Annotated in this window: 24 protein-coding genes; 19 read left to right on the forward strand and 5 right to left on the reverse strand. The window is 40.6% G+C overall.

The features are described 5' to 3' along the window. Positions 1–903 precede the first annotated feature (903 nt). The 3 genes from LT679_RS01735 (at position 904) to LT679_RS01745 (ending at position 4,590) form a co-directional block, all read left to right on the forward strand. Positions 904–3,534, forward strand: a complete 2,631-nt coding sequence (locus LT679_RS01735; protein WP_232175181.1) for a KAP family P-loop NTPase fold protein — start codon at positions 904–906, stop codon at positions 3,532–3,534. After that, positions 3,531–4,250: an AbiV family abortive infection protein gene (locus LT679_RS01740; RefSeq protein WP_232175182.1), complete on the forward strand. Its 720-nt coding sequence runs from the start codon at positions 3,531–3,533 to the stop codon at positions 4,248–4,250. Before LT679_RS01735 ends, LT679_RS01740 begins: the two co-directional genes overlap by 4 nt. Positions 4,251–4,377: 127 nt before the next feature. Beyond that, positions 4,378–4,590, forward strand: a complete 213-nt coding sequence (locus LT679_RS01745; RefSeq protein ID WP_232175183.1) for a hypothetical protein — start codon at positions 4,378–4,380, stop codon at positions 4,588–4,590. Positions 4,591–5,141: 551 nt separating this feature from the next. Here LT679_RS01745 and LT679_RS01750 read toward each other — a convergent pair. Further along, on the reverse strand, positions 5,142–5,777 hold the full coding sequence (locus LT679_RS01750) for a LysE family translocator (protein ID WP_232175184.1): 636 nt from the start codon (positions 5,775–5,777) through the stop codon (positions 5,142–5,144). Positions 5,778–6,359: 582 nt separating this feature from the next. Here LT679_RS01750 and LT679_RS01755 point away from each other — a divergent pair. From LT679_RS01755 to LT679_RS01820, 14 genes are all read left to right on the forward strand, one after another. After that, positions 6,360–6,683, forward strand: coding sequence for a helix-turn-helix domain-containing protein (locus LT679_RS01755; protein ID WP_232175185.1), 324 nt, complete (start codon positions 6,360–6,362; stop codon positions 6,681–6,683). 44 nt (positions 6,684–6,727) lie between these two features. Continuing rightward, positions 6,728–7,039: a hypothetical protein gene (locus LT679_RS01760; RefSeq protein ID WP_232175186.1), complete on the forward strand. Its 312-nt coding sequence runs from the start codon at positions 6,728–6,730 to the stop codon at positions 7,037–7,039. Positions 7,040–7,073: 34 nt separating this feature from the next. Continuing rightward, the gene (locus LT679_RS01765; RefSeq protein WP_232175187.1) at positions 7,074–7,664 is read left to right on the forward strand and encodes a ParA family protein; all 591 of its coding nucleotides are present in this window, start codon (positions 7,074–7,076) and stop codon (positions 7,662–7,664) included. A gap of 110 nt (positions 7,665–7,774) precedes the next feature. Continuing rightward, positions 7,775–8,029: a hypothetical protein gene (locus tag LT679_RS01770; RefSeq protein WP_232175188.1), complete on the forward strand. Its 255-nt coding sequence runs from the start codon at positions 7,775–7,777 to the stop codon at positions 8,027–8,029. 144 nt (positions 8,030–8,173) lie between these two features. Beyond that, on the forward strand, positions 8,174–8,584 hold the full coding sequence (locus LT679_RS01775; RefSeq protein WP_232175189.1) for a plasmid mobilization protein: 411 nt from the start codon (positions 8,174–8,176) through the stop codon (positions 8,582–8,584). Beyond that, positions 8,551–9,762, forward strand: coding sequence for a relaxase/mobilization nuclease domain-containing protein (locus LT679_RS01780; protein ID WP_232175190.1), 1,212 nt, complete (start codon positions 8,551–8,553; stop codon positions 9,760–9,762). The genes LT679_RS01775 and LT679_RS01780 overlap by 34 nt, the downstream gene beginning before the upstream one ends. Positions 9,763–9,764: 2 nt before the next feature. After that, positions 9,765–11,651: a conjugal transfer protein MobC gene (gene mobC, locus LT679_RS01785; RefSeq protein WP_232175191.1), complete on the forward strand. Its 1,887-nt coding sequence runs from the start codon at positions 9,765–9,767 to the stop codon at positions 11,649–11,651. Next, complete coding sequence (locus tag LT679_RS01790; RefSeq protein WP_232175192.1) at positions 11,641–12,747, forward strand: site-specific integrase; 1,107 nt, start codon at positions 11,641–11,643, stop codon at positions 12,745–12,747. The genes mobC and LT679_RS01790 overlap by 11 nt, the downstream gene beginning before the upstream one ends. A gap of 177 nt (positions 12,748–12,924) precedes the next feature. Beyond that, positions 12,925–13,143 carry a helix-turn-helix transcriptional regulator gene (locus LT679_RS01795; protein WP_232175194.1) on the forward strand — a complete coding sequence of 73 codons (219 nt, stop codon included), beginning with the start codon at positions 12,925–12,927 and terminating at the stop codon, positions 13,141–13,143. After that, on the forward strand, positions 13,143–14,630 hold the full coding sequence (locus LT679_RS01800) for a type I restriction-modification system subunit M (protein WP_232175195.1): 1,488 nt from the start codon (positions 13,143–13,145) through the stop codon (positions 14,628–14,630). The genes LT679_RS01795 and LT679_RS01800 overlap by 1 nt, the downstream gene beginning before the upstream one ends. Beyond that, entirely contained in the window at positions 14,630–16,096 is a 1,467-nt protein-coding gene (locus tag LT679_RS01805) for a type I restriction-modification system subunit M (protein ID WP_232175196.1), read from the forward strand. The genes LT679_RS01800 and LT679_RS01805 overlap by 1 nt, the downstream gene beginning before the upstream one ends. After that, a complete protein-coding gene (locus LT679_RS01810) occupies positions 16,097–17,245 on the forward strand; it encodes a restriction endonuclease subunit S (RefSeq protein WP_232175197.1) in 1,149 nt (382 codons plus the stop codon). 26 nt (positions 17,246–17,271) lie between these two features. After that, positions 17,272–20,238 (forward strand): type I restriction endonuclease subunit R, encoded by a 2,967-nt coding sequence (locus LT679_RS01815; protein WP_232175198.1) that lies wholly within the window; start codon positions 17,272–17,274, stop codon positions 20,236–20,238. A gap of 76 nt (positions 20,239–20,314) precedes the next feature. After that, on the forward strand, positions 20,315–20,563 hold the full coding sequence (locus tag LT679_RS01820) for a hypothetical protein (protein WP_232175199.1): 249 nt from the start codon (positions 20,315–20,317) through the stop codon (positions 20,561–20,563). Here LT679_RS01820 and LT679_RS01825 read toward each other — a convergent pair. The 3 genes from LT679_RS01825 to LT679_RS01835 form a co-directional block, all read right to left on the reverse strand. After that, positions 20,556–21,467 (reverse strand): helix-turn-helix domain-containing protein, encoded by a 912-nt coding sequence (locus tag LT679_RS01825; protein ID WP_232175200.1) that lies wholly within the window; start codon positions 21,465–21,467, stop codon positions 20,556–20,558. The two genes, LT679_RS01820 and LT679_RS01825, sit on opposite strands and share 8 nt — an antisense overlap. Positions 21,468–21,502: 35 nt before the next feature. Next, the gene (locus LT679_RS01830; RefSeq protein WP_232175201.1) at positions 21,503–22,243 is read right to left on the reverse strand and encodes an SDR family oxidoreductase; all 741 of its coding nucleotides are present in this window, start codon (positions 22,241–22,243) and stop codon (positions 21,503–21,505) included. 258 nt (positions 22,244–22,501) lie between these two features. Next, complete coding sequence (locus tag LT679_RS01835) at positions 22,502–22,843, reverse strand: hypothetical protein (RefSeq protein WP_232175202.1); 342 nt, start codon at positions 22,841–22,843, stop codon at positions 22,502–22,504. A gap of 250 nt (positions 22,844–23,093) precedes the next feature. Between LT679_RS01835 and LT679_RS01840 the strand changes: the two genes are divergently transcribed. Both LT679_RS01840 and LT679_RS01845 read left to right on the forward strand, forming a co-directional pair. Continuing rightward, positions 23,094–23,546 (forward strand): hypothetical protein, encoded by a 453-nt coding sequence (locus LT679_RS01840; RefSeq protein ID WP_232175203.1) that lies wholly within the window; start codon positions 23,094–23,096, stop codon positions 23,544–23,546. Positions 23,547–23,778: 232 nt separating this feature from the next. Then, positions 23,779–24,066 (forward strand): helix-turn-helix transcriptional regulator, encoded by a 288-nt coding sequence (locus tag LT679_RS01845; protein WP_232175204.1) that lies wholly within the window; start codon positions 23,779–23,781, stop codon positions 24,064–24,066. 129 nt (positions 24,067–24,195) lie between these two features. On the opposite strand, the gene LT679_RS01850 is transcribed toward LT679_RS01845, so the two are convergent. Then, the gene (locus LT679_RS01850; RefSeq protein WP_232175205.1) at positions 24,196–24,954 is read right to left on the reverse strand and encodes a hypothetical protein; all 759 of its coding nucleotides are present in this window, start codon (positions 24,952–24,954) and stop codon (positions 24,196–24,198) included. Between the last annotated feature and the right edge of the window lie 14 nt (positions 24,955–24,968).

The raw sequence follows: 24,968 nt of genomic DNA on the forward strand, positions 1-24,968 counted from the left end.
TAATAAAGTTTCGACTCTCATCTAAATCTATTACAGTTCATCCATTGAATTTTACCGCTATTATACACAATAAAGTGACCCGCAAGCTCTGTTGAAAGAAACCATCCGTGGGAGGGCTTCCATCAGCATGCCGGGTATCCGCTACGTGCAGAACTCTTTAACATTGTAAAAAGCATTAGGATATAATATGAATAGTGGCAGTTTTTAAACTACAAAAAACTGCCACTATTCTGCCATAAAAAATTTGAGCGCTTTTGAAAGATTTGTGAATTTATATAACCCAAAACTTATTAAAAATCGCCAATTATCAAAGATTTATCCTTCTATAGATAAATATAAGTGCAATTTTTGGAAAAGACGGATGCGAACCCTCGAGCCCCGTACTGTAATTTTAAGGCCTTAATTATCAGTGTGTTACAAGATTTATAATTGCATAAAAAAACCGAACTTTAGGTTCGGTTTTTTTTAGTGGAGCCGGAGGGAGTTTTTTTAAACACTCTATTGGCTGTATATCAACTACTTATATTTGTGTAGTCTTTATGGGTCTCGAATAGGTCTCTCAGTTTGAAAGGGTTTAAAAACGCTATGTAGTTCGTTTAAAGGTAACTAATTGCTCATTAAAATCAAAGCAATATTAGTTAACTATATGAATGTAGTGAATGAATATAGGTGTACCTGTGGGAAAATAGATAGAAAGAGCCATATCCTGATCTCAAATACAGTTATTACCGGACGCATGAACTAAGTTATGATTTTAAATAAATCGCCGCTACGCAAATACGCTGCGCATTATGTGTTTTATTCTATTTAGTAATGGCACGTTATTTTAAATAAGGCCAAAAAGCTAAATTAGTAGAATATATTCAGGAGTGCCTGATTTATTCGGTATTTACCAATAGACAGTTGAGCACTGAAGAAAAAAAAACCTTGATCACAATGGCAAATCAATCCACCCCACCAGTAAAACGCAAAAAGAAGTTCAGTTGGGCAGCATTTACCGAAGACTTTAGCATTTCAAGTGGCATTTGGTTGCTTGGACTTTTAATTGTTTTTGTGCTATTCTCAAGGGCATTCATACAGTTATGGGACTTGGTCATTACCAATCCATTTTTAAAGTATTGTACAACTGACAACCTGCTAACTGACTGGATCTTTTTATTTTATCTGCTTTTCTGCATTGGCTACTTTGTCTGGCATATTTGGCGGGGTTTGTACATTTCCTTAAACTCACTCGCATTTACACTGGTCTTTATCTTTCTATATTTCTTCTTGATACGCAATGCCGATATTAACAATTTCTATTTTTTCAAACTTGGCTTCCTGACAGGCATTCCCTACGCCAATTTTTTTATCATCGGAACGCCTTTGTTGATCAGTACTTACAAATCTTACTTTGAGGGTTTGGTGATCCAGCCAACCCAAATGTCCCTGATCGACGACAATTCATCGCTGTCGAGTTATACTGATGCCTATTCAAGAGCAGGTTATGCAACATCTGTCGCTAAACATATCATGGAGACCTCAACAACAAATTCGTTTGCGATCGCAGTTGTAGGTGAATGGGGTTCGGGCAAAACAGATTTCCTGATGCGATTAAAAAGCGAGTTAGAAAAAGACACCGCCAATAATTTGGTCTTTGACTTCAATCCCTGGCGAGCAAGTAAACCTGATGGCATAATCGACGAATTCTTCAAAACATTGTCCAACGAGCTGAAACCTTATAACCGATCGATTCATGCTAAGCTTAAAGATTATTCCAAACGGATCTTGCAAACCGGTAAAGAGATTTATTTCCGGTTCTTCGACACATTGATCAACGATTTTGGTGGGGATGACAGTATTCAAACGCAATATAAAGAAATCAATAAAGCGATCAGCGGATTGTCCCGGCGCGTGGTGATCTTTATAGATGATATGGACCGCCTGACAGGCAAGGAGGTTATGGAAGTGTTAAGGATCATCCGCAATACTGCAAATTTTTCCAACACATTCTTTGTGGCGAGCATCGACCAGAACTATGTGATCAATGTACTAAAAGGCACAAAAGACTTCGCAAATGAAGAAGAATACTTAAAGAAGGTGTTTCAGTTGGTCATTACATTACCTGCTTTCAAAAAGAACATATTTATTCAGCTGCTTAAAGACCAGCTTTTGACAGATGATGTCGAGCATACACATAAAAAATTAATCACTGATGCCGTTTCTAAGATCACAACTGACTTCGGCGACTTGAGTGTCCCTTTCTACCCAGCGGCAGATCATGATAATATCCTCGAAAAACTCGTAGAAAATACAAGGGACCTGAAACGCTTTAGCAACTCGTTCAAACTTGCTTTCAATGCTTTAAAAGATGAAATTGATGTGCACGACCTGATGGTGCTCGAACTGATCAGAAACCGAAATATTGAAGTCTATAACAGGATTAGAAACCGGTATTTTTTGGATTTTGACGTGGATAGCAGTGACGAATTTTTGCTAAATGAGAAAAACTGGGAGCAATTCGAGAAAGATAACAAAGAGGCGCTCGGCCAAGATGAGCTTAAAAAGCTTAAATCAGCAATCAACTATTTGGTCACTGACATGGGCTATAAGAACCGACGGAAATTTAAGGAGGTGCATAATTTTTATCTATATTTTTCCTATCAACTCTTCAACCTCGTATCTCTCAAAGCATTCAATGAAATTTTGGAAAAACATCACCCGGATATTACAAAGCAATTTGATGAATGGGGCAAGGAAGGTAAAGGCCAGGAACTGATACATATCGCTTCACGTGCGGTCGACTTTAAAGACAGTGATACCCTGTTAAAGATGATCACTGCTTATTTGAATATCAAGGCTGATCACGATGTCTGGCTTGAATTGGCGATGAAGCTATTGGTTAATTTTAGCAACTACAATCTCAATAAATATTTCGGCGATGACGAATCCAAATACAAGCAGTTTTTAAATGAACTAATGGACAATAAGGCAATTGCGCTTGTTGACCGCTCTGCGATAGGTAGTCGTTTTCTGGATTCACATTTCAATGACACTGGTGAAAACCGGGTGTTAAATAAGGAATTTTGGCAGGGCAAAATATATGCCCTACTAAAAGAATTCTTAACTATTACTAATAGGCCCACATCCTATAGGCAAATGATGAACTTGTATTATTGGAATAAATTTGAGCTTGATCAGGAACGTCACATCACTATTAAAAAAGAAGCATCATCAGATTTCAAAGAATACCTATTAAATAATGCCGAAGCATTTGAATTGTATGTGCGGCACATGTTAAGGCCGTATTATTCCCCTTATAGTAAAGGTGGTCTGATCGTATTTGAACCATTCCTGGAACAGATATTCGGAAGCTGGCACGATTTCAAAGCTCATTTAGAAAAACAAAATTTTAATGATCCGGATACCCAGAAGATCCAGCGCATCATATTGTCGCGCATTGACAAATATTTCAATGAGCAAAAAAGTTTTAAAATAACAGATAAAGCGGATGAGCAATTGATGCTCGATATGCTTGCAAAATTAAGCGCATGAACCTGACGAAAACCGAGATATTAAGCCTTTATAATGCTACGATTGATAATGCTCACGAATTGCTTAAGGCTGCGCATCATAATGTTTTCAACTATGATGGCAAAAAATTCATTGGATTGGGTATCTCAGAACTTGCCTTGGAGGAGTTGGGTAAATCTTTCACTTTATTAGCGTACTACTCCAAAGCCCAGACGATCAACGATTGGAAACAGTTTTGGAAAGACTGGCGAAATCATGACGTCAAAGCGGCACGCGGTTTTTTTTACGAATTCTTCTGCACCATCAGGATGGAGATTGAAAACCCAAATGAACCTATCTTAAACGAGCCGATCCCGCGTGGCAGATTCTCTACAGAAAAAGAATTGGCGTTTTACGTGGATATTGATAAAAGTTCGAGAAAGATACATCTGCCGGAACAGCATGTTAGTGATGAAGAGGCGATCAACCGTGTCGTTTCTTTGTATGGATTGTTGAATCCGGCTTTATTTATTAAAGACTGGTTAAACTCGCTAGAGCCGGACGGGTATAAAGACGCGATGTCGGATTATGCCTATGTTGCATTGACCGAAGATGTTTATCAACAGGATGTCCCGTCAATTTTAAGTGCTTTACGGAATGGCAATCCTGACCGTGATCGTGCGTTGGACGAAATATGGAAGATGTGTGATCGAAAATTTAATGACGAAGACACTACCGAAGAACAATTAACCAGTTAGTTTAATATATCAGCGCTTAGTCAAGGGATTAATGCTTAAGGCTCCCCAAGTTTTTTTGCTGCGCCTGCGGTCTGACCGCATGGCACAATTTCGTACATTTATAAGTCGGCATTGCCGACACTTTAGCATGAGCAAGATATCGCAGATCAAACAAGAAATCTATGGCATTGAGGGTGGGGCATTCCAAGAAGTTTGCAACCGTTATTTCGTCAGGACCTATGGTAGTGAATTGCATAGTACTGGTTCCGTCGGTGATAAAACGAAAACCAAGCCTGGAAGGCCGGATAGTTATTTAGTGCAGGAAGACGGGACTTATGTGCTGGCTGAGCACGACCCATGATAATTTGAGTAATCCAAATTTTCGAGAGATGCTGATCAGTGATCTACAAGGGTGTTTGAAATTTGAGAAATTGGGTATTACTGCTAACCAGGTACGTTGTATTGTTTTGTGTTGTGATAGTTCGATAGATATAGATGTGCGGCAGGAGTTTTCTAAATTCTTTATTTATTTTATAATCAATTAGTTAAATATAGTATGTCATTTAAGGTCTCTGATCAGATTCAATTCTAACGAGGAAGCAATGGCATACTATGAAGAAGAATGGATTGTGATTACTGAACTACTCGAAATCTTCGAGTAGTTGAACTTTATAATGAATTTGGGTTTGAGTCACCCGTTTTATCGAAAGCATTATTAGACCAAACTGTTCCATTCTCCTAAAAGTAATAATTGGAACATCCTGACAATGTTAAAATAACAATTACCTGTAAATATTTAGAAAAATTGCATCCAATTATAGCGTTAGTACTTTGCATGTCAACTCAAGGATGGGTGAATTTGCATCAATTCATTACGACCGATTCATGTCTCACTGCTTTCTGGGCATTCATTTATTTAGCCTTAGTAAAAGCCATCTTAAACGCCAAAGCAGCTAGCACACTCGCCATAAACCATTTTTGGATCTTGACCCATGCCGGTTGTTGATTAAAAAACGACGCGGCTCGGGCAGCAGTTAATACAATTATAAAATTTATGCTTAAGCTGACGATCACCTGGGTTATGCCCAACTGAATACTCTGCATCATTATGGAGCCGGACGCAGTTTTGATGAACTGTGGAAATAAGGATAAATAGAACATCGCCACTTTCGGATTAAGCACGTTCGTTAAAAAACCAATGGCGAATAGCTTTCGCGGATTGTCGGAATTTAGATTGCGGTCAGTCTCAAAAATGTTTTTGCTATTGGGTTTGATAGCTTGGTAAGCAAGGTACAACAGGTAGATAACACCGGCAGTTTTTAGGGTTAAGTAAGCAAAAGGTACTGCAAACAGGACCGCCGTCAAACCAAATGAAACTAAAATAATATGGACTAGAAATCCGCAAATCACACCCAATAGCGAGGTGAGCCCGGCTTTTCGTCCCTGTGAAAGCGTTCGAGAGATCAAATAGATCATATTCGGCCCCGGAGTGATCACAAGGACAAGGGCGGCTAAAGCAAATATTGTAAGATCGTAAAATTGTATCATGTTCTTTTTCTGGAAAGTTTTGAAAGGCCCTGTTAAACTAAAATATATTCCGGAGCAATATCCCACGCACTGCGTAGGATATTTTATTTCTAATATACAAGATTTATTATTGGCGCTCTTTACAGAATTGATAAAGTGCTGTGACCTTCTTAACGCACATGATTGGCATGGCGTCAGATAATGTAGTTTCTTCCCTGTTCCACCATTGCATTTCCAGAACATCCTACCACAGGCATCATAATTTGTAAGGAAGTTAATAACCCGTCGTGGAATTTACTTTACCGCTTAACAATGAACAAATATTCGCTAAAGAATATAAGCTTTACCTGCCAAGTAAAGAAGATTTAAAGAAACAACTTGAATATCATGAAGGTCATACTTTGAGGTTCCAATTCGAAACCTCAAAGTATAACACATTTTTTAAATACTAAAAAGGGTCAGCTTTGACCCTTTTGTTTTTTATAGCTCATTTTGATTTAATCCGATCTATAAAACGGTAAAAAGCACCCCTCCAATTGCCAACCTTGTGTTTTTATGATCTTTTGCTTAACTAATTTTGAAGTCCATTTAAAATAAAAGGTTATGGATAAAGCATTTGAACAACGAACTAAAGCTCCCGGATCGGTGCCTACACGGAACCAGATACTCACTATCGGCGACATGGAAGACTTCAAAAACGACGTACTTCAGGAACTCAAACAGATTATCAAGGATTACATAAGCGGTGCGCCTGGCAAGAAATGGCTGAAGTCAGCCGAAGTTAAAAAGCTGCTGGGGATATCTCATGGTTTCCTACAATCATTGCGTGATAGCGGTGTGCTTCCGTTCACCAAAATTGGTGGCTCGATTTATTATGATTATGAGGACATCACCTTCATGATGACAACCAATAAAAGTGTTTCCTAATCGCTTACCGCCGTGCCAAGACGGCACGGCATATCCCTAAATGTATGATAACCAAACGAAAGGTAAAACGTATCGCTGTAGAACGCAAATCTATATCCATGCCGGAGGCGATAACGCAAAAAGGTTTCGGCAATGAGCTGCCGCCTCGTGAATCTCTGGTCGAAATATATTTTGATCAGAAAGGTCTGACTGCACAAGCTAAAGCTTTTTATGAATTTTACAGCAAGGCTAACTGGTGCAGTCCCAAAGGCACACCTTATCGAAACTGGAAATTGCTGGCCAGCGATTGGATATTCAATTATGTGCAGGAATTGAAGCTCAGAAAGCGCCAGCGCGAAAATATGCTAGCTAACTAGCAACCTATCATTCTATCAAACTAACAATTTTATTATGGCAAAGATCATCACTCTGGCCCACCAAAAAGGTGGTGTCGGAAAAAGCACATTGGCTATAAACCTGGCACTGACGTTTCAGGATCAATTATCTGTCGCGCTTGTAGATACAGATTTGCAGGGCAGTTTATACCATCTCAGGGAAGACTTTCCTAATTTAACCATCATTGGTTCAGATCAATTAAAAGACACTCAGCGATTAGACTATGACTTGATTATCGTTGATACGCCGCCTTATCTGTCCAATCGTTTACCGGAGTTGTTTCGGCGTTCCGATTTTATACTTGTGCCGACAAAGGCAGGCTTTTTTGACGTCATGGCAATTCGGTCTACGCTGGCACTGATCGAGGAAGCGAAAGGTAAAGCCGGAATCGTGCTAAATATGGTCAAGCCAAGATCAGGGCTAACCAATGACGTGAGCAACCTTCTTCAAAATATGGGTACCCCACTATTAAAAAGTCGTGTGCATGACCGGGTGAGTATCGCACGGTCATCTATAACCGGTGGCATCCTCAACAGCGGCGACTCCAAGGCCAAAGCCGAGTTGATGGCGCTTGCGGAAGAAATCGTTGAACGGCTAGCAAACTAGCTTTTTATTTACCTAACAAGATAGCAAAATCGCATGCTATCAAGCTATCAAACGATGATAGCATACTAGCATGATAGTCGACATTGCTAACAAACTAGCATGATAGCAAAATGGAAGATTATAAAAAGAGGCTAGGCGGCCTGGCGGATAAACTCAAAAAGGAGCCGCCTAAAACGCCGGTGCAGGAAGTTCAATCGGTAAAGCAGGCTACTCCGAAAGAGCCCGAGGTGCAGTTCAATAACCGCATCCCAAAGGCACTTTTGAAACTGGTAAAAGCGTACGGCCTGGAACACGAAGTGTCGCTACAGGACATTAACATCCAAGCACTGGAGTTCTATCTAAAGAATTATAATAAGGACAAGTAAACTGATAGCAGCAGGCTTAGACTGCCCGCTTCGCCGCAGTCAGCAAGATGTACGTTTGTAATACAAACGGATCTTGCCCCTGCCTCCGAAGTCGGCCGCGGTTCGGGCAAAAGCCTCCGAAGTCGGCTTTTTAAAGACAGGAAAATGGGAACAGCAGAAGATAAATTAACACGGGTTTTGCTGACAAGATTCAAGCAGGCGGAATACGACCTGATCAACAACAGGTTTAAGAAAACGCGCTTCCGCAAGTTGAGCGAGTACGTTCGCAGTGTCATGCTCGGAAAACCTGTCACTGTATTGTACAGGGATAAATCTATGGATGATCTTCTGGAAGAAATGGTCAACCTGCGCCAAGAATTAAGTGCTATCGGGAACAACCTTAACCAGGCCATGCGCAGCATAAACAGTACGCATGGTCATGCCGATGCCAAGCTTTGGATGAATTTATTAAGTGTAGTCAACGGTAAACTGGAACCTGCTATCATACAGATCAGGGACCGGATGAATAATTATGCAGAGGTATGGTCGCAAAAATTAAAAGCGGTAAAAGCTTGATCGGCGCGCTCAATTATAATGAGCGGAAGGTAAGCCACGGTAAGGCAAAACTAATTGCGGCTGTTCGTTACTCAAAGGATATGGATAAGCTGTACTTTCATGACAAGCTATTAAGACTGACCGACCTGGCAGCAAGGAACGAGCGAACGAAGACGAACACCGTACATATCTCTTTAAATTTTCCGAACGGTGAGCGATTGCCTGACGACAGGCTGCAACATATCACGCAGGACTATATGAACGGTATCGGCTTTGATGGACAACCGTACCTCGTCTATCGCCACGAGGATGCCGGACATCCGCATATTCATATTGTAACTACTAACATCAAACCCGATGGTGAGCGGATCAGCTTGCATTACCTGGGACAAAACCAATCGGAGAAAGTACGTAAGGAAATCGAGATCAGATACCAACTCATCAAGGCCGAGGGTCAACAGCGCCAAAAGCCTGATCTGAAAGCCGAGATCATGGCAGCAGATTACGGTCAGGCAGAAACCAAACGCAGCATCACCAACATTTTGAGTTATGTTGTCCGTACTTATAAGTTTACCAGTGTCCCCGAATTGAATGCCGTGTTGCAACAATACAGGATCGCCGCTGATCAAGGCAGCAAAGATAGCCGCATGTATGCCCAGGCTGGCCTGATCTATTGGATGCTGGATGATAAAGGTGATAAGATCGGTGTACCAATCAAAGCAAGCAGCATTTACGGCAAACCGACACTTAAGGCACTGGAGGAACGCTTTAAGTTGAACGCCACACTGAGGAAGCCATTTAAAGAGAATCTAATCAAAGTACTTGATGAGGCACTGAAGCAACCGCTGACTGCACCGCAACTTCAACAATTATTATCAGAAAAGGGTATCCATATCATCCTGCGCCGAAATGACGAGGGTCGGCTTTATGGGGTCACCTTCATTGATAGAAATAACAAGGCCGTATTCAATGGCAGCGATCTTGGCAAAGCATATAGTGCCAATCAATTGGCCACTATCCTCTTACCGGAACCGAAACAACACAAGCAAACACAGATTGATGACTGGTCACCAACGGCAACCGATTACAACAAAAACACCGGAAATGATGTGTTGGATGCGCTACTTGAAGTCGAGCAACAAGACCTCGCCGCGCTCAACAAATTCAAGAAAAAGAAACGTAAAGGACTAAATCTATAAGTATGCAAACCGGAGAAAACGAACAGGCCTTGCGTAAGATCATTGATTTTACCAGGCTGCTAAGCATCACCATATTGGTCATTCACTTTTATTTGGCCTGTTATAGCGCCTTCAGAGATTTAAAATTGACTCACCGGATCACTGATCAGGTTTTATTGCCCCTGACCCGGATGCCCATATTTACGACGATGCTAGTCGCTAAGATTAGTTCGATGTTGCTATTAATCGTATCATTAATTGGAAGCAAGGGTAAACGGGACGAGAAGATCAGGCCCAAAACAATTGCAACTTACTGCGTCACCGGTCTGCTCATTTACTTTTTGAGTAGCTATCTAATCACTTGGCCATGGCTTTATATTGGCGCTACCGCGTTTGGCTATTTATTATTTATGACGGGTGGCAGTTTACTTTTCCGCATGCTCAAACTCAATTTAGGCGCAGACATTTTCAATAAAGACAACGAAACGTTCCCGCAGGAAGAACGGCTATTGCAGAATGAATATTCGATCAACCTACCAGCGAAGTATCAATTAAAGGGTAAAGAACGCAACAGTTGGATCAATATCATCAACCCATTCCGCGGAACGCTTGTCGGTGGTAGCCCCGGCGCTGGTAAGTCGTACTTTGTAATTCGACACATTATTACCCAGCACATTGAAAAGGGTTTTGCAATGCTGATCTATGATTTTAAATATGATGATCTTTCAAAAATAGCTTACAACGCACTGAGAAAACATGGTGGCCGCTCGTTTTTTGTCATCAATTTCGAAAAAATCATGCACCGCAGTAACCCGCTCGAACCGGAAACTATGCTGGATATTACCGATGCTATGGAAGCTGCTCGTACCATTATGTTAAGTTTAAATCGCGAGTGGATCAAAAAGCAAGGTGACTTTTTTGTGGAATCGCCCATCAACTTCGTGACGGCATTGATTTGGTTTCTTAGAAAATATGAAAATGGTCGGTATTGTACTTTGCCGCATGTAATTGAATTATCCTTAGTCGATTACAATGAACTATTTACACTGCTAAGCAGTGAACCTGAAATAGAGGTGCTTATTAATCCTTTCATTTCGGCTTGGCGAAATGAAGCGTATGAGCAGTTAGAGGGACAAATTGCTAGTGCCAAAATTAGCCTGGCCAGGCTGTCCTCACCGCAGTTATACTATGTTTTAAACGGAAACGATTTTTCGTTGGACATCAATAATCCAGACGATCCTAAAATCGTATGCCTGGCCAATAATCCGCAGAAGTCACAAACTTACGGTGCCGTATTGTCTTTGTATGTAAACCGGATTAACAAGTTGGTCAACCGTAAACATCAGCAAAAGTGCAGCCTGATCTTTGATGAGTTTCCAACTATCTACTTCAATGGGATAGACAATCTTATCGCTACCGCGCGTTCTAACAAGGTTGCAGTCACCTTGGCAGTGCAGGATCATAGCCAGCTTAAAAAGGATTATGGCCGGGAACAGGCGGAAGTGATTATGAACATCGTGGGTAATATCATATGCGGACAGGTCACGGGCGATACGGCTAAACAACTGTCAGAACGTTTTGGCAAAATCAACCAGCAAAAGGAAAGTGTTTCCATTAACAACACAGACACATCGGTCAGCCGTTCGACTCAATTAGATTACGCCATTCCGGCGTCAAAGATCGCTGGCCTATCATCAGGTGAGTTTGTAGGCATGATAGCGGATGACCCGACCTGTAAGATCGGGCTGAAAACTTTTCATTGCGAGATCCAAAATGATCACGACGCTATCGGGCGCGAAGAGTCTGCTTATTCTCCTATTCCCCCGGTGCGTACAATTTCACAATCAGAAATACTAAACAATTATCATAGAATCAAAGCAGACATTAAGATCATTACAGATGAAAGTTAGTCTTAGACAACAGAAACTCGTGCGCAACCGCGTACGACTTTACCTCGACATTTACCCACCTGTCAAACAGCCAAACGGGAAACTATGGGCTTATGAAAACCTGCGACTGTACCTGCATAATGAACCTAAGACGGATCTGGAGCGGGTACACAACAAGGAAACAAAGCAATTAGCGGAAACGATTCGTGCACAACGGCAACTGGAAATTCAAAGTCAAGTACATGGCATAACCCCACACCAACTACGCCAGCAAAGTTTCAAGGTCTACTTTCGTAAGATAGCCAGGCGCGTTAAGGGTATGAGTCGCCACAATTGGGAAAGCAGCGTGCGTTACTTAGATCTTTTCCATGCCGATGATATCCGCTTTGTAGATATCGACCTTTCATTTTGTGAGGATTTCAAAGCCTTCTTATTGGACGAACCTCAATTGCGGGAAAGCCGGCGCGGCATCGGGCATAACAGTGCGCTGAGCTACTACAATAAATTCCGTAATGCGCTGAAAATGGCCTGGCGTGAAAAACTGATACCGGATGATTTTCATGACCTGAGTCCCGGACTGCGGGAAAAAGAAGCACCGGTCGAGTTCCTGACCATGGCGGACATTCGCCAATTATTACAAACGCCAACAGAGGATGAGTTGTCTAAACGAATGGTACTATTTGGCATTTTGACAGGTATGCGTTTCTGTGATATTCAATTATTGAACTGGGGAGAGGTGCGCGGCGAACCGGGACAATACTACCTGCAATTTATGCAACGCAAAACGACCAAACATCAGCATATGCCGATCAGTGACCAGTCGTTCGAACTACTAGGTGCACGGGAGAGTACTGAAGAACGTCCATTTAAAGGTATCTACTATTGCCGCGTCCGTACCTTTTTAAAGGAATGGCCGTTAGCGGCCGGTATTCATAAACACATTACCTTTTGTTGTTTGCGGCATACTTATGCCACCTTACAATTGAACAGCGGTACGGACATCTATACGGTTTCCAAAATGTTAGGTCATCGACATGTGAAAACGACGCAACGTTACACCCGCTTGTTGGATGACAAAAAAAGAGAAACAACAAAACGCATAGTTATCGATCTCTAGCTACGTGTAATACTTCAACGGGATAAATTGCTTAACGAGAATAACCATGTAGAGTTACAGTTGAAAACTATTCCAATTTTAATTATTTGCCAATCAAATAACTATCCTAACGATGAATCAATTAAAACTGACAACCTTGTTGGCCTTATTAAAATCACGTAGCTTTATCCACATTTCATGCAAATAAATATGAGTGTCAAAGCAATTAATAGATTGAAGGCCGTATTAGCAGAGCAAGGCAAAACAAATAAATGGCTTGCCGGAAAACTCGAAAAAAATGAGACAACAGTATCTCGTTGGTGTACGAATGAGGTTCAACCGAGTTTGGAAACGCTTTTACAAATCTCTGAGCTATTTAATATAGATATAAAACAACTGTTGGTGTCCAATAAATAATGAGTACTAAAAATAAAATTACACAATCCCAGCTCGAACAATACTTATCAAAAGCTGCTTGGATCTTAAAAGGTCCGGTAGACGCTTCTGATTTTAAGGTTTATATATTCCCGTTATTGTTTTTTAAGCGAATTTCTGACGTTTACGATGAAGAGTACAACAACGCGTTGGACGAATCTGATGGCGATGCAGAATATGCTACCCTTTCAGAGTTTCATCGATTTATTATACCTGAAGGTTGCCATTGGAATGATGTTAGGGAAACTACTTCCAGTGTGGGTTTAGCTATTGAGCAAGCTTTGCGAGGTATAGAAACGGCTAATCAGGAATATTTATATGGTATCTTCGGCGATGCCCAATGGAGTAATAAAAATAAGCTGAGCGATCGTTTATTAATTGACCTTATTGAACATTTTTCACAATATATTTTATCTAATTCCAATGTCGATCCGGACATATTGGGCAATGCTTACGAATACCTCATCAAGCACTTTGCAGATTTGACGAATAAAAAAGCCGGTGAATTTTATACCCCTCGCTCAGTAGTTCATCTATTGGGTTTAATTCTCGACCCAAAAGAAGGAGAATCAGTTTACGATCCGGCTTGCGGCACAGGAGGTATGCTTTTAGAATGTGTAGACCATCTGAAAGAAGTGAACAAAGATTATCGAACGCTTAAATTATTCGGACAGGAAAAAAACTTGACATCCAGCGCCATTGCCAGGATGAATATGTTTTTGCATGGCATTGAAGATTTTAAAATTGTAAGAGAAGATACATTAAAAAACCCTGTCTTTTTTGATTCGGATGGATTAAAGAAATTTGATTGTGTAATAGCTAATCCTCCTTTTTCATTAAAAGATTGGGGCGCTGAAAACTGGGCAGCTGATCCTTATGGAAGAAATATTGCTGGCGTTCCTCCTGCCGGAAATGGCGATATGGCTTGGGTGCAGCACATGATTTCCTCATTGAACGACCACGGCAGAATGACGGTTATTTTACCACATGGCGTATTGTTCCGTAAAGCGTCTGAACAAAAGATAAGGAAAGCCTTATTAGAAATGGATTTGCTGGAAGCGGTGATAGGCCTTGGTCCCAATATTTTTTATGGAACACAGTTAGCGGCTTGTGTCTTAGTATTTACAAGGCAAAAGTCGGCTAACAAAAAAAACAAGGTGCTATTTATTGACGGATCTAACCAGATTCGGGTGGGACGTGCCCAAAATTTTTTGGAGAGAGAACACGTAAACAAGCTTTATCAATGGTACGGTGATTTCAAAGACTTTGAAAATTACACAAAGGTTGTTGGAATAGAGCAAATTATAGAAAACGACTACAACCTTAATATTCCGCTTTATATTGAGAAAACTATCGAAGACAATTTACCATCGGTGGAAGAAGCAACGGCACAATTAAAGCTTGCTTGGGATGAAAGCCAGGAAGCTGAGCGTAAATTTAAAATGATATTAGCGAATTATCTGGATTAATGACACAACAACAATTAGAAAAATATCTCTGGGGTGCTGCCACCGCTTTGCGAGGAACTATTGATGCCGGAGATTATAAACAATACATATTTCCGCTGTTATTCTTCAAGCGCATATGCGATGTATACGATGAGGAGTTTCAAAAAGCATTGCAGGAGAGTGATGGTGATTTGGAGTATGCTGCTTTTGCTGAAAATCATCATTTTATAGTGCCTGAAAAAGCGAACTGGAATACCGTACGCGAAATCACCAATAACGTAGGTTTGGCGTTGCAAAATGCGATGCGGGAAATAGAAAAGGCTAATCCTGAAACATTGGATGGCATTTTTGGTGATGCAAGTTGGACCAATAAAAACCGTTTGTCCGACGCAACGTTGATCAATTTGATCGAGCATTTTTCTCAGCACAAACTCAATTTGGCAAATGTGCCCGATGATAAACTAGGTAACGCCTATGAATATCTGATCAAAGAATTTGCCGACGACAGTGGCCATACCGCAGCGGAATTTTACACCAATAGAACAGTAGTAAAGCTGATGACCAAAATAATGGACCCACAGCCCGGAGAATCAGTGTACGACCCTACTTGTGGTTCTGGCGGTTTACTCCTCAATTGTGCGTTACATCTTAAAGAAGAAGGCAAAGAGTATCGTAACCTTAAGTTGTTTGGGCAAGAAATAAATCTCATAACCTCGGCCATTGCACGGATGAATATGTTTATGCACGGCATTGAAGAATTCAAAATTGTACGAGGTGATACCTTGGCCGAGCCGGGATTGTTACAAAATGACCAATTAAAATCCTTTAACGTCATACTAGCCAATCCACCGTATTCTATTAAAAGCTGGGATAGAAAAGGTTTTGTAAATGATCCCTGGGGACGTAATTTGTGGGGAACACCGCCACAAGGTTGTGCCGATTATGCCTTTCAACAACACATTCAAAAGTCATTGGATAAAAATAATGGACGGTCTATCTCATTATGGCCGCACGGTATCTTGTTTAGAGACAGCGAGGCGGAGATGCGCCGGAAAATGATAGAAAGTGATGTGGTCGAAGCTGTGATCGGACTTGGCCCTAACTTGTTTTATAACTCACCAATGGAAGCCTGTTTGCTGATTACTAATAACAATAAGCCCAAAGAAAAAAAAGGGAAAATTTTGATAGTGAACGCAGTGAAAGAAGTAATAAATGAAAAAACAATGAGTTTTTTAACGGAAGATCATATCAATAAAATATTTAGTACTTATAAAGAATTTACAAGTGTAAGTAACTTTGCTAGTTTAGTAGATAAGGATTATGTTCTAAATACTAACCAGGGCAATCTTTCCATAAGTCTGTATGTGCGTCCGGATAATCTAGGAAACAAAGAAGCAGATATAAGTTTTCAAGACACATACCTGCAATGGCAGGAAATAAGCGCAACATTACAACAATCTATGAAAACATTATTTCAGCCTAATTAAATGCAAGATCTAAAAATTGATAAATCTAACTGGGAAAAGGTAACGTTAGCAGATATTGTGTTTGAACCTAAAGAAGTAGTTAAGGATATTGCTGCAAAAGGCTTTAAACACATTGTGGGTTTAGAACATATGGATTCTGATGACATTCATTTAAGGAGGTCATTTTCAGGTGAGGCAGATACTACATTTACAAAGGTATTTAGAAAAGGTGACGTGTTATTCGGAAGAAGACGGGCGTATTTAAAAAAAGCAGTCCAAGCTAATTTTGATGGCGTTTGTTCTGGTGATATCACAGTACTGAGAGCTAACAAAAACATAAAAGAAAGCTTGCTGCCTTTTATAATACATAACAAATTTTTCTTTGATTACGCGATTAAACACTCTGCGGGTGGATTATCTCCTCGAGTTAAATTTAAAGACCTAGCTAAATACGAATTTCTGTTACCTCCAAGAGCACAACAAGAGGAATTAGCTGAATTACTTTGGGCAATGGATGAACTAATTGAAAAGGATTTGGAAGTGTTGAAAAAGCTAGAGAATTATAGCTCAGAGTATATTGAGAATTTTTTTACAGATAGAAATCAAGAGTTAACGAAAGTTAAATTGAAAGATATTGCAGATATAAATAAATATTCGTTAACAAATAAAACCAATGATAATTATGAATTTTCATACATAGATTTATCCTCAATTCAACCTAGAAAACTTCTAAAGACCGAAAAGATTACTTATAAAAATAGTCCCTCAAGAGCAAGGAGAGTTGTCAAGGATGGCTCAATTCTCATTTCAACTGTTAGACCTTATCAGTTATGTAACGTGTACATCGAAACCAATGATTGTAATTACGTGGCATCCACTGGTACGGCTGTAATCAATTTAAATAACGATATAGATGCTAAACTTGTTTTTGAACAATTTTTTAAGAAAAGGTATGTTAAATTTATCGAGGATAGAATGACCGGAACTAATTATCCGGCCATCACTGGAAAAGATTTAGAAGATTTTGAAGTATTCATACCTAAAGATAAGAACAGCTCAACTAATTTTTCAATATTTTCAAATAACATCAATCGCTCTAAATCATTGATCCGATCTAAGCTAGAATCATCCAAAGTCTTACAAGAAACACTAATTAACCAGTTGTTTTGATGATTTCATAAATTCTAAACCTAAACATGAAATTTAACGAAAGCAATACCGTAGAAGCTTATGTAGTAGAACAACTCTCTGGTGTTCAACTGCAAACACAGCCTGTACTTCAAGAGCCACAAGTGCCATACGCCAAACCTTGGGTATATGTGGCTCCGCAAGATTTGAAACGCAGTATTAGCGAGATATTATTGGAGGACAAACTCAGCGGGGCTTTGCAGCGGTTAAATCCGGCGATAGCTGCCAATCCGGCCCTGGTCGATGAGGTAATTTATAAATTACGGGCCATCTTGCTTTCGGTAAATCAAATTGGGATGGTTCGAGCCAACCAGAGTTTTCAGAAATGGATGTGTGGCGATGAGTCGATGCCTTTTGGCGAAAACAATCAGCATATTCCAGTTCAATTAATTGATTTTGACAATCCCGCCAATAACGAATATATCATTACCAACCAGTTGAGGGTACATGCGCGGGAAACAAAGATCCCTGATATTGTATTATTTATCAATGGCATTCCCGTGGTTGTCGGAGAACTCAAGACCCCAATTCGTCCATCCGTTACTTGGTTAGATGGTGCTAACGAAATTGTGGAAGTGTATGAGAATGCCGTCCCGGGTTTGTTCGTTCCCAATATTTTAAGCTTTGCGACCGAGGGGAAAACTTTTGGATATGGCGGTATTCGTACACCGCTGCAATTTTGGGGGCCATGGCGAATGGATTTGGATGAAAGCGTGATCAAGTATCTCGGGCTGAATGACGTTGGTACAGAGATGAATGATTTGCTGAAACCTGAACGCTTGCTGGACATTCTCAAAAATTTCAGCCTTTTCAGTACCAATAAAAAGAAACAGCTTGTTAAAATATTACCTCGTTTTCAGCAGTATGAAGGAGCCAACAAGATTGTAGAAAGAGTGCTGCAAGGCGAAGTTAAAAAAGGATTGATCTGGCATTTTCAAGGTTCAGGAAAATCATTTTTGATGGTGTATGCAGCCCAGAAACTACGGAATACATCCGCGCTAAAAAGCCCAACGGTAATTATTTTAGTGGACCGTACTGATCTGGATACTCAAATTTCGGGGACGTTCAATGCCGCGGATATCGCCAATGTGGTAACTACGGACAGTATTGGGGAATTGCAAACCTTATTGGAGAGAGATACAAGGAAAATTATTGTATCGATGATTCATAAATTCAGGGATGCCAAACCGAATATGAACAGCCGTGACAATATCATTGTACTGGTAGATGAGGCTCACCGTACGCAGGAAGGCGATTTGGGCCGGCAAATGCGTGCAGCCTTACCCAATTCATTTTTATTCGGCTTGACCGGCACACCTGTAAATCGTGCTGACAAAAATACCTTTTGGGCTTTTGGCTCCGAAACTGACTCTGGCGGTTATTTATCACGTTATACCTTTCAGGATTCTATCAGAGACGGAGCAACACTGCCCTTGCATTTTGAGCCAAGGTTAATAGATGTGCATCTGAACAAGGAACTGATGGATGAGGCTTTTGAAACGCTGAAATCGGATGCTGAACTAACCGATGAAGACGCTGATTTACTCAACAAAAAATCGGCAAGAATGGCTGCGTTCCTTAAAGCCCCGGAAAGAGTTGCTAAAATAGTGGCCGATATTGCCAGACATTTCACTGAAAAAGTAGAACCACATGGTTTTAAAGCCATGATCGTCACGCCCGATCGCTACGCCTGTGTGCAATATAAACAAGAGCTGGATAAATATTTTTCAGAGGATGCCAGCAAAGTAGTGATATCCACCACTGCTAATGATCCCAAAGATTTTAAAGACAAGTGGGCAGTAGATAAATCGCAGCAGGAAAAAATTGTAGATATTTTTAATGATGCCAGCTCGCCATTAAAGTTCATCATCGTTACGGCAAAACTATTAACTGGATTTGATGCGCCTATTTTGCAGACCTTATATCTGGATAAGTCGATAAAAGACGTAACCTTGCTGCAGGCCATTTGCCGGACCAACAGGTTGTATCCCAATAAAAACTTTGGCCGTATTGTAGATTACTTCGGTATTTTCGACGATGCTGCTAAAGCTTTGCAGTTTGATGATAAAACTATGCAATCCATAGTAACTAATCTGAATGAGCTAAAAGATAAGCTACCCGGATTGATGCAAAATGCATTGGCGCATTTTGAAGGCATAGATAAAACAGTGGAAGGCTTTGAAGGATTGGAACTGGCGCAAAACGCCATCAAAACCGATGAACTAAAAGACGCATTTGCCAAAGACTTTAAGTTGTTGATGAAAGTGTGGGAGTCACTTTCGCCGGATAGAATTTTAGATCCCTATCAATTGGACTATCGTTGGCTTTCTCAAATATATGCCTCTGTAAAACCATCCTCAGATCATACCGGGAAATTGTTGTGGCTTACACTGGGTGCCGAAACCACGCGGTTGATGCACGCGCACATTACGGTAGGCGAAGTGCACGATCTGGAAGAATTTGTATTAGATGCAGATGCGATAGAGAGCATTTTCAAGAATCCAGACCCCAAAGAAGCCCGTAAAATCGAAGATATCCTTACTAAAAGATTTAAAAAGCATAGTGGCGATCCTGTGTTTAGAAAGTTGAGTGAACGCCTGGAAGACCTGCGAACTAAAGCCGAGCAGGGCTTAATAACGTCAATTGAGTTTGTAAAAGAACTTTGTAAACTGGCTAAAGATACTTTGCAAGCGGAAAAAGAATTAGAAGAAGAGATCATTTCTAAATCACCACAAGCTGCACTGACAGAACTTTTCACGGAATTGAAAACTGATGAAACGCCAGCTGTTGTAGAGCGTATTGTAAAAGATATTGATGATATTGTACGTTTAGTGCGTTTCCCCGGTTGGCAAACTACAGCGGCAGGTGAAAGAGAAGTACAAAAATCTTTACGAAAAGCTTTACTTAAATACCAGTTGCATAAAAACGAAATGTTATTTCAAAGGGCGTATGAGTATATAAAGGAATATTATTGATAATCATATGATCAAAATTGTTTATACACTTTTGAGATCCGATAATTGATATAGGATCAACTCATAGTGACAAATCTTGAGTAAATCAAAAGTAATCGAACAAGCCTTTTTTCTTAGAGTAAAATACACCAGTAAAGTGCTTGAACTGCCCGCGTCTTTCCAACGTTATGGGTACACTTACCGAATCTCTGTCTTTATCAATGACCAACCCTATGTTTTCGAACCTGATAAGGAAGGAAATTATCCCGTGTTAGGTAAAGGCGATGCAGCGACAAGTTTACTAAAGGCGATTGCTGACCGACTTAAACAACTTTCCATTAATTGACGGGCTGCCGATCGCGCCGAAACTGATTGGGTGTAACATTTGTCCGTTGCTTGAATAGCTTATTAAAAGATTGCGGATGTTCAAAACCTAATTGGTAAGCAATCTCTGCTACATTGAGGTCAGTTTGATTCAGCAATAATTTTGCTTTTTCGATCAGGGCCAGATGGATGTGTTGTTGCGTTGTCAGTCCGCTCATAGAGCGCAACATATCCGAAAGATAACGCTGCGAGACGTTTAAATACGCAGCGATATCCTGCGGAGACGGCAAACCATTCACCAATGTTTCGCCGTTATCCAGTTGATTATTTATCCATGCGTTCATTTTCGCGATGAGTTCGTGATGGGTCGGTGTTCTGGTTTGAAATTGTCGGTTGTAAAACCGGTTGCTATGATTAAACAGCAGTTCCAACTGGGCTACAAGCACATCATTGCTGAACTGATCTATCAAATTCTCTAACTCAAGAGCAATGGCCTCAAAGACAGTCTCTATTACTTGTTTTTCTTTCGCCGACAGAAACAAAGCCTCTGCAACAGTATAATCAAAGAATCCGTATCTTTTAATGCCTTGTGCTAAAGGATGATGTGCTAAAAGGTCCGGATGAAAATAGAGTGCATACCCTTCATAGTCGTTCGGGTCGCCACTCATTTGTACAAGTTGTCCCGGCCCCAGGAATGCCATGCCACCTTCTTTAAAATCATAACTTCCCGGGCCATATTTAACACTCCCCTGAAAAGTTCTTTTAAAGGTGATCTTGTAAAGATCCACCATGAACCATTTCCCGGCGTCAGACAAACTGACCCGTTGCCGGTCATAATTAACTAAGGCGATCAATGGATGCATTGGTGGCGCTAGTGCCAACCGGTGCATAAGATCACTTACCGTACTAAACTTCAGAACATCCATCTTCTTACGTACTGCTTTTACTGTTTAATAGTCAACTAGCCTTGAACAGTTGGCCGGATAACGATATCGCCGACATCAACATTGTCTGGCTGTTCAATGGCATACGCAATGGCATTGGCGACAGCCTCTGCCGGTAAGGCAATATCATCAGCCGTTTTTTGAAGTTGATCTCTGATCGCATCGTTCTTAATGTTACTTACAAACTCGGTAGCCACAAACCCAGGTGAAATACCGGTTACCCGCCAGCGGCCCTGCGACTCCTGCCTCAGCGCTTCGCTGATGGTACGCACCGCATTTTTCGTACCAGCGTAAACGCCCATCGTAGGAACGATAGCTATGCCCGCGGTAGATATAACATTAATAATATGGCCGGAGCCCTGGTTTTTAAAAATGGGTAAAGCTGCCGCGATTCCATATAATGTGCCTTTTACATTAACATCGATCATTTGTTCCCACCCGGCTACATCCAATTCTTCCATTTTTTGCAGTTGACTGATGCCAGCATTATTGATCATCACGTCAAGCCGGCCAAATCGTTCTAACGCAAGACCTGCTAAGTTAGCGAGATCGCTTTGCCTGGTCACATCGATTTCGGCATATACGGACTCTCCGCCATTTCCGTTGATCTGATCTACGATTTCTTTTAATTTTTCAGCCCTACGGGCACCAAGTATCACTTTAACGCCTTGCGCAGCAAGCAACTCAGCGGTAACTCTACCAATGCCACTGCTTGCCCCTGTGATGGCAACTACTTTGTTTGCTATTCCGTTTTTCATGCATCAAAGTTCGGCAGAGATCGGTTTTCGCCTGTAGCCGATTTGGTTAAAGATGTAGTCGTTTTAGCCCATTAATATTGAAATTGGTCAGTTTATAGGAGAAGATGGACTTCGAATGGGCAGCTTTCCAGTGATTAAAAACCACATAGATATAGTCGGTTCATTGTTAAGATAGCCGTTAAAGGTAAACTTGTAACGTCAATTGGCCAACCCCTAACGACCTCTTTATCAACAGACTTGAAATGATGGCTTTTGTTACTATAAAATGACCCATTGTCTACCAAGATGATAAAATGGCCACGGAACGGTTAACAATACTATCGCAAAAGAGATACTTATATAAACCAACCAGCATTTATATTTTTCCTTATCTGTAGCTTTTTCTGTAGCTTTCTTTTCACCTGACTTGCAACAAATAAAAGCTATCAGCATCCCGATCGGATGTATAAGCGTAAAAAATGCTTGCGGACGCCCGGCAACTTGATCAAGGTTCTTGTATAGATAATACGTAGTGATCGGGCTTAGCAAGAAATATAACACAAGGCCGATAAGCACTTGTATTCCAAAAATCACACGAAAACTAACAAATAGTCTTTCCATTTTTCGGCTAAACAAGAAATTCGTTATAAAGCCCCCGAAACTTAATACCCACGTCAGTGACATCAATATAATTGTTACCCATCGTAGCCAAGAATGCACAAATAAAACGAGTTGATAGATCATATAATTAAGTTTAAGTTAAACCAGTTACCGTCTCAATACTAGTCCGATTGGTTAACTTTGGCAAAAGTATTTCGTTAACGCTGTAACAATTTATATATCTGGTATAAACATTTATAAAGCACGGATTATGTTGGAAAGTACAAGCGACTGCTATATTGATAATGCCGGCCGGATTACCAGTAACGCTCCAAAGATTTACGGTCAGGATCGTTTTGCTGAAAATAAAATGCTCGGGCGGTTTGATATGGGCGATCTGTCTTATCAAGAGCTTTATGTCCCTGGTATACAAATTATATATGGCGACTGGCGGTTTAGAAATCTTGCAGCTACTGATGTCCAAAAGGAAGGTGAATTCGTAGAAATGCACTTTACACTTTCGGGAACCGGCGAGGTTTGTGATTCATTAAGCGGAAATGTCTACCATTTTCAAGAAAACAAACAAAGCCTTTTTTTTATTTCGTCTTTGTCCGGGCGGTCCCAGTTTCAAACGCCAGAATTTCGGTTTTTTGAGCTTAGATTATCACCTGAATACTTTCTCGAAATTTGTAAAAGGCAACTCTGCACATATAGCTTTATCTAAGCAAGTGATTCTTGGAAACTCCGCTGAACCGGTGTCTGAAGGGCGACCAATTAGCCCGTCAATGCACCAGTGTATCAATAATATCATCAATTGCCCTGTAGGCGAAAGTGTTAAACCGATTTATCTGAAAGCAAAATGCATGGAGTTAATTGCCTTACAATTGCACTCACTACAGGAAGCTCCTGCTAGCAGGTTAGTCTGCAAATCAACATTTGATCAGAGCCGGATAAACATGGCCCGCCTATATATGATCGAACACGTAGCAGAACCACCATCACTTAAAGAGCTTTCGAGAATTTGCGGCATAAATGAATTCAAACTCAAAAAAGGTTTTCAGGAAGTCTATCAAAACACAGTATTTGGCTATCTGTCAGAATATCGTTTATCAGAGGCTAAACGTCTTTTGGAAAGCAGAACTCATACTATAAAAGAAGTTTCTTTCCAGTTGGGCTATTCGTCTGTACAGCACTTTACTAAGGCCTTTAAATTAAAATATATGGTATCGCCGGGTAAATTATGATTGCCTGGAATGTTGTCATCGATCCTTTAAAATAAAAGTCCCCAAACACTCGCTGCCGGGGACTTTCAACCTAAACCTTATCACAATTAAACTGGCAAGTTGACCAGTTCAAGCTGGCAAGATAGCAAATCAGACTTTCATCTTAACGCCCTTGCGCGGCTTTTTTACAGGCACAGCCTCCTGTGTCTGCGCCTGCTTTTGATTAGTTTTAACTTCTGTTTTTAACTCCGGTTTCTTGTAGTCATCAAGTTTTTGTGGCTGTCCTTTGTAGTCAGTTAAATTGACTCTGTGATCAGCGGGGTTAGCCTCAAGAAATAATTTGACTTCTTTCCCATTTTTAATCGCAGTTACCTGGTGCCGATTACCTTTTTCTAATGACTTCATAAGTTTTTCCTTTGCGCCGGTATCGTTAATGCCAACAATGTTTAGCTTGTCAATCGCGCGTTGCGGCTTATAATTCCAGTTATCTGTGAATGGTCGAAGTTTGTAGTTACCACTATCGTTTTTTTGTTCTCTATCGAGGATGAGCCAAGCGTTATATTTCTCACCCTCCAGGTTTTCCAGTTGTTTATGTACCGCACGACCATCCATTAAATTATAGGCTTCCTTTGCGGTGATGCCGCTTCCCTTATTAATGTAAAATGTTTGCTGCATGTCCTTGTCTTGCAAGGCCGCCTCATACTTGTTAAAAAAGTACATATCACCTTTATCGCCCGCCTTGTAATGAAGCGTGAAGTCTACGGGTTGTTTATTGTATTCCAGCGTAGTGTTTAAGGTGAAGTTATCAGCCTTAGTTTTGATCTGTTTTTCAAGTTCAGCGTTTATGCCTTCGCCAAACCCAAGGTTTAACAATTGCTTTTGTAAGTAACCTAAATTCTGTGTGTTCATGATTTCCTTTGTTT

This window comes from Mucilaginibacter roseus (assembly GCF_021215455.1).
Classification (GTDB): domain Bacteria; phylum Bacteroidota; class Bacteroidia; order Sphingobacteriales; family Sphingobacteriaceae; genus Mucilaginibacter; species Mucilaginibacter roseus.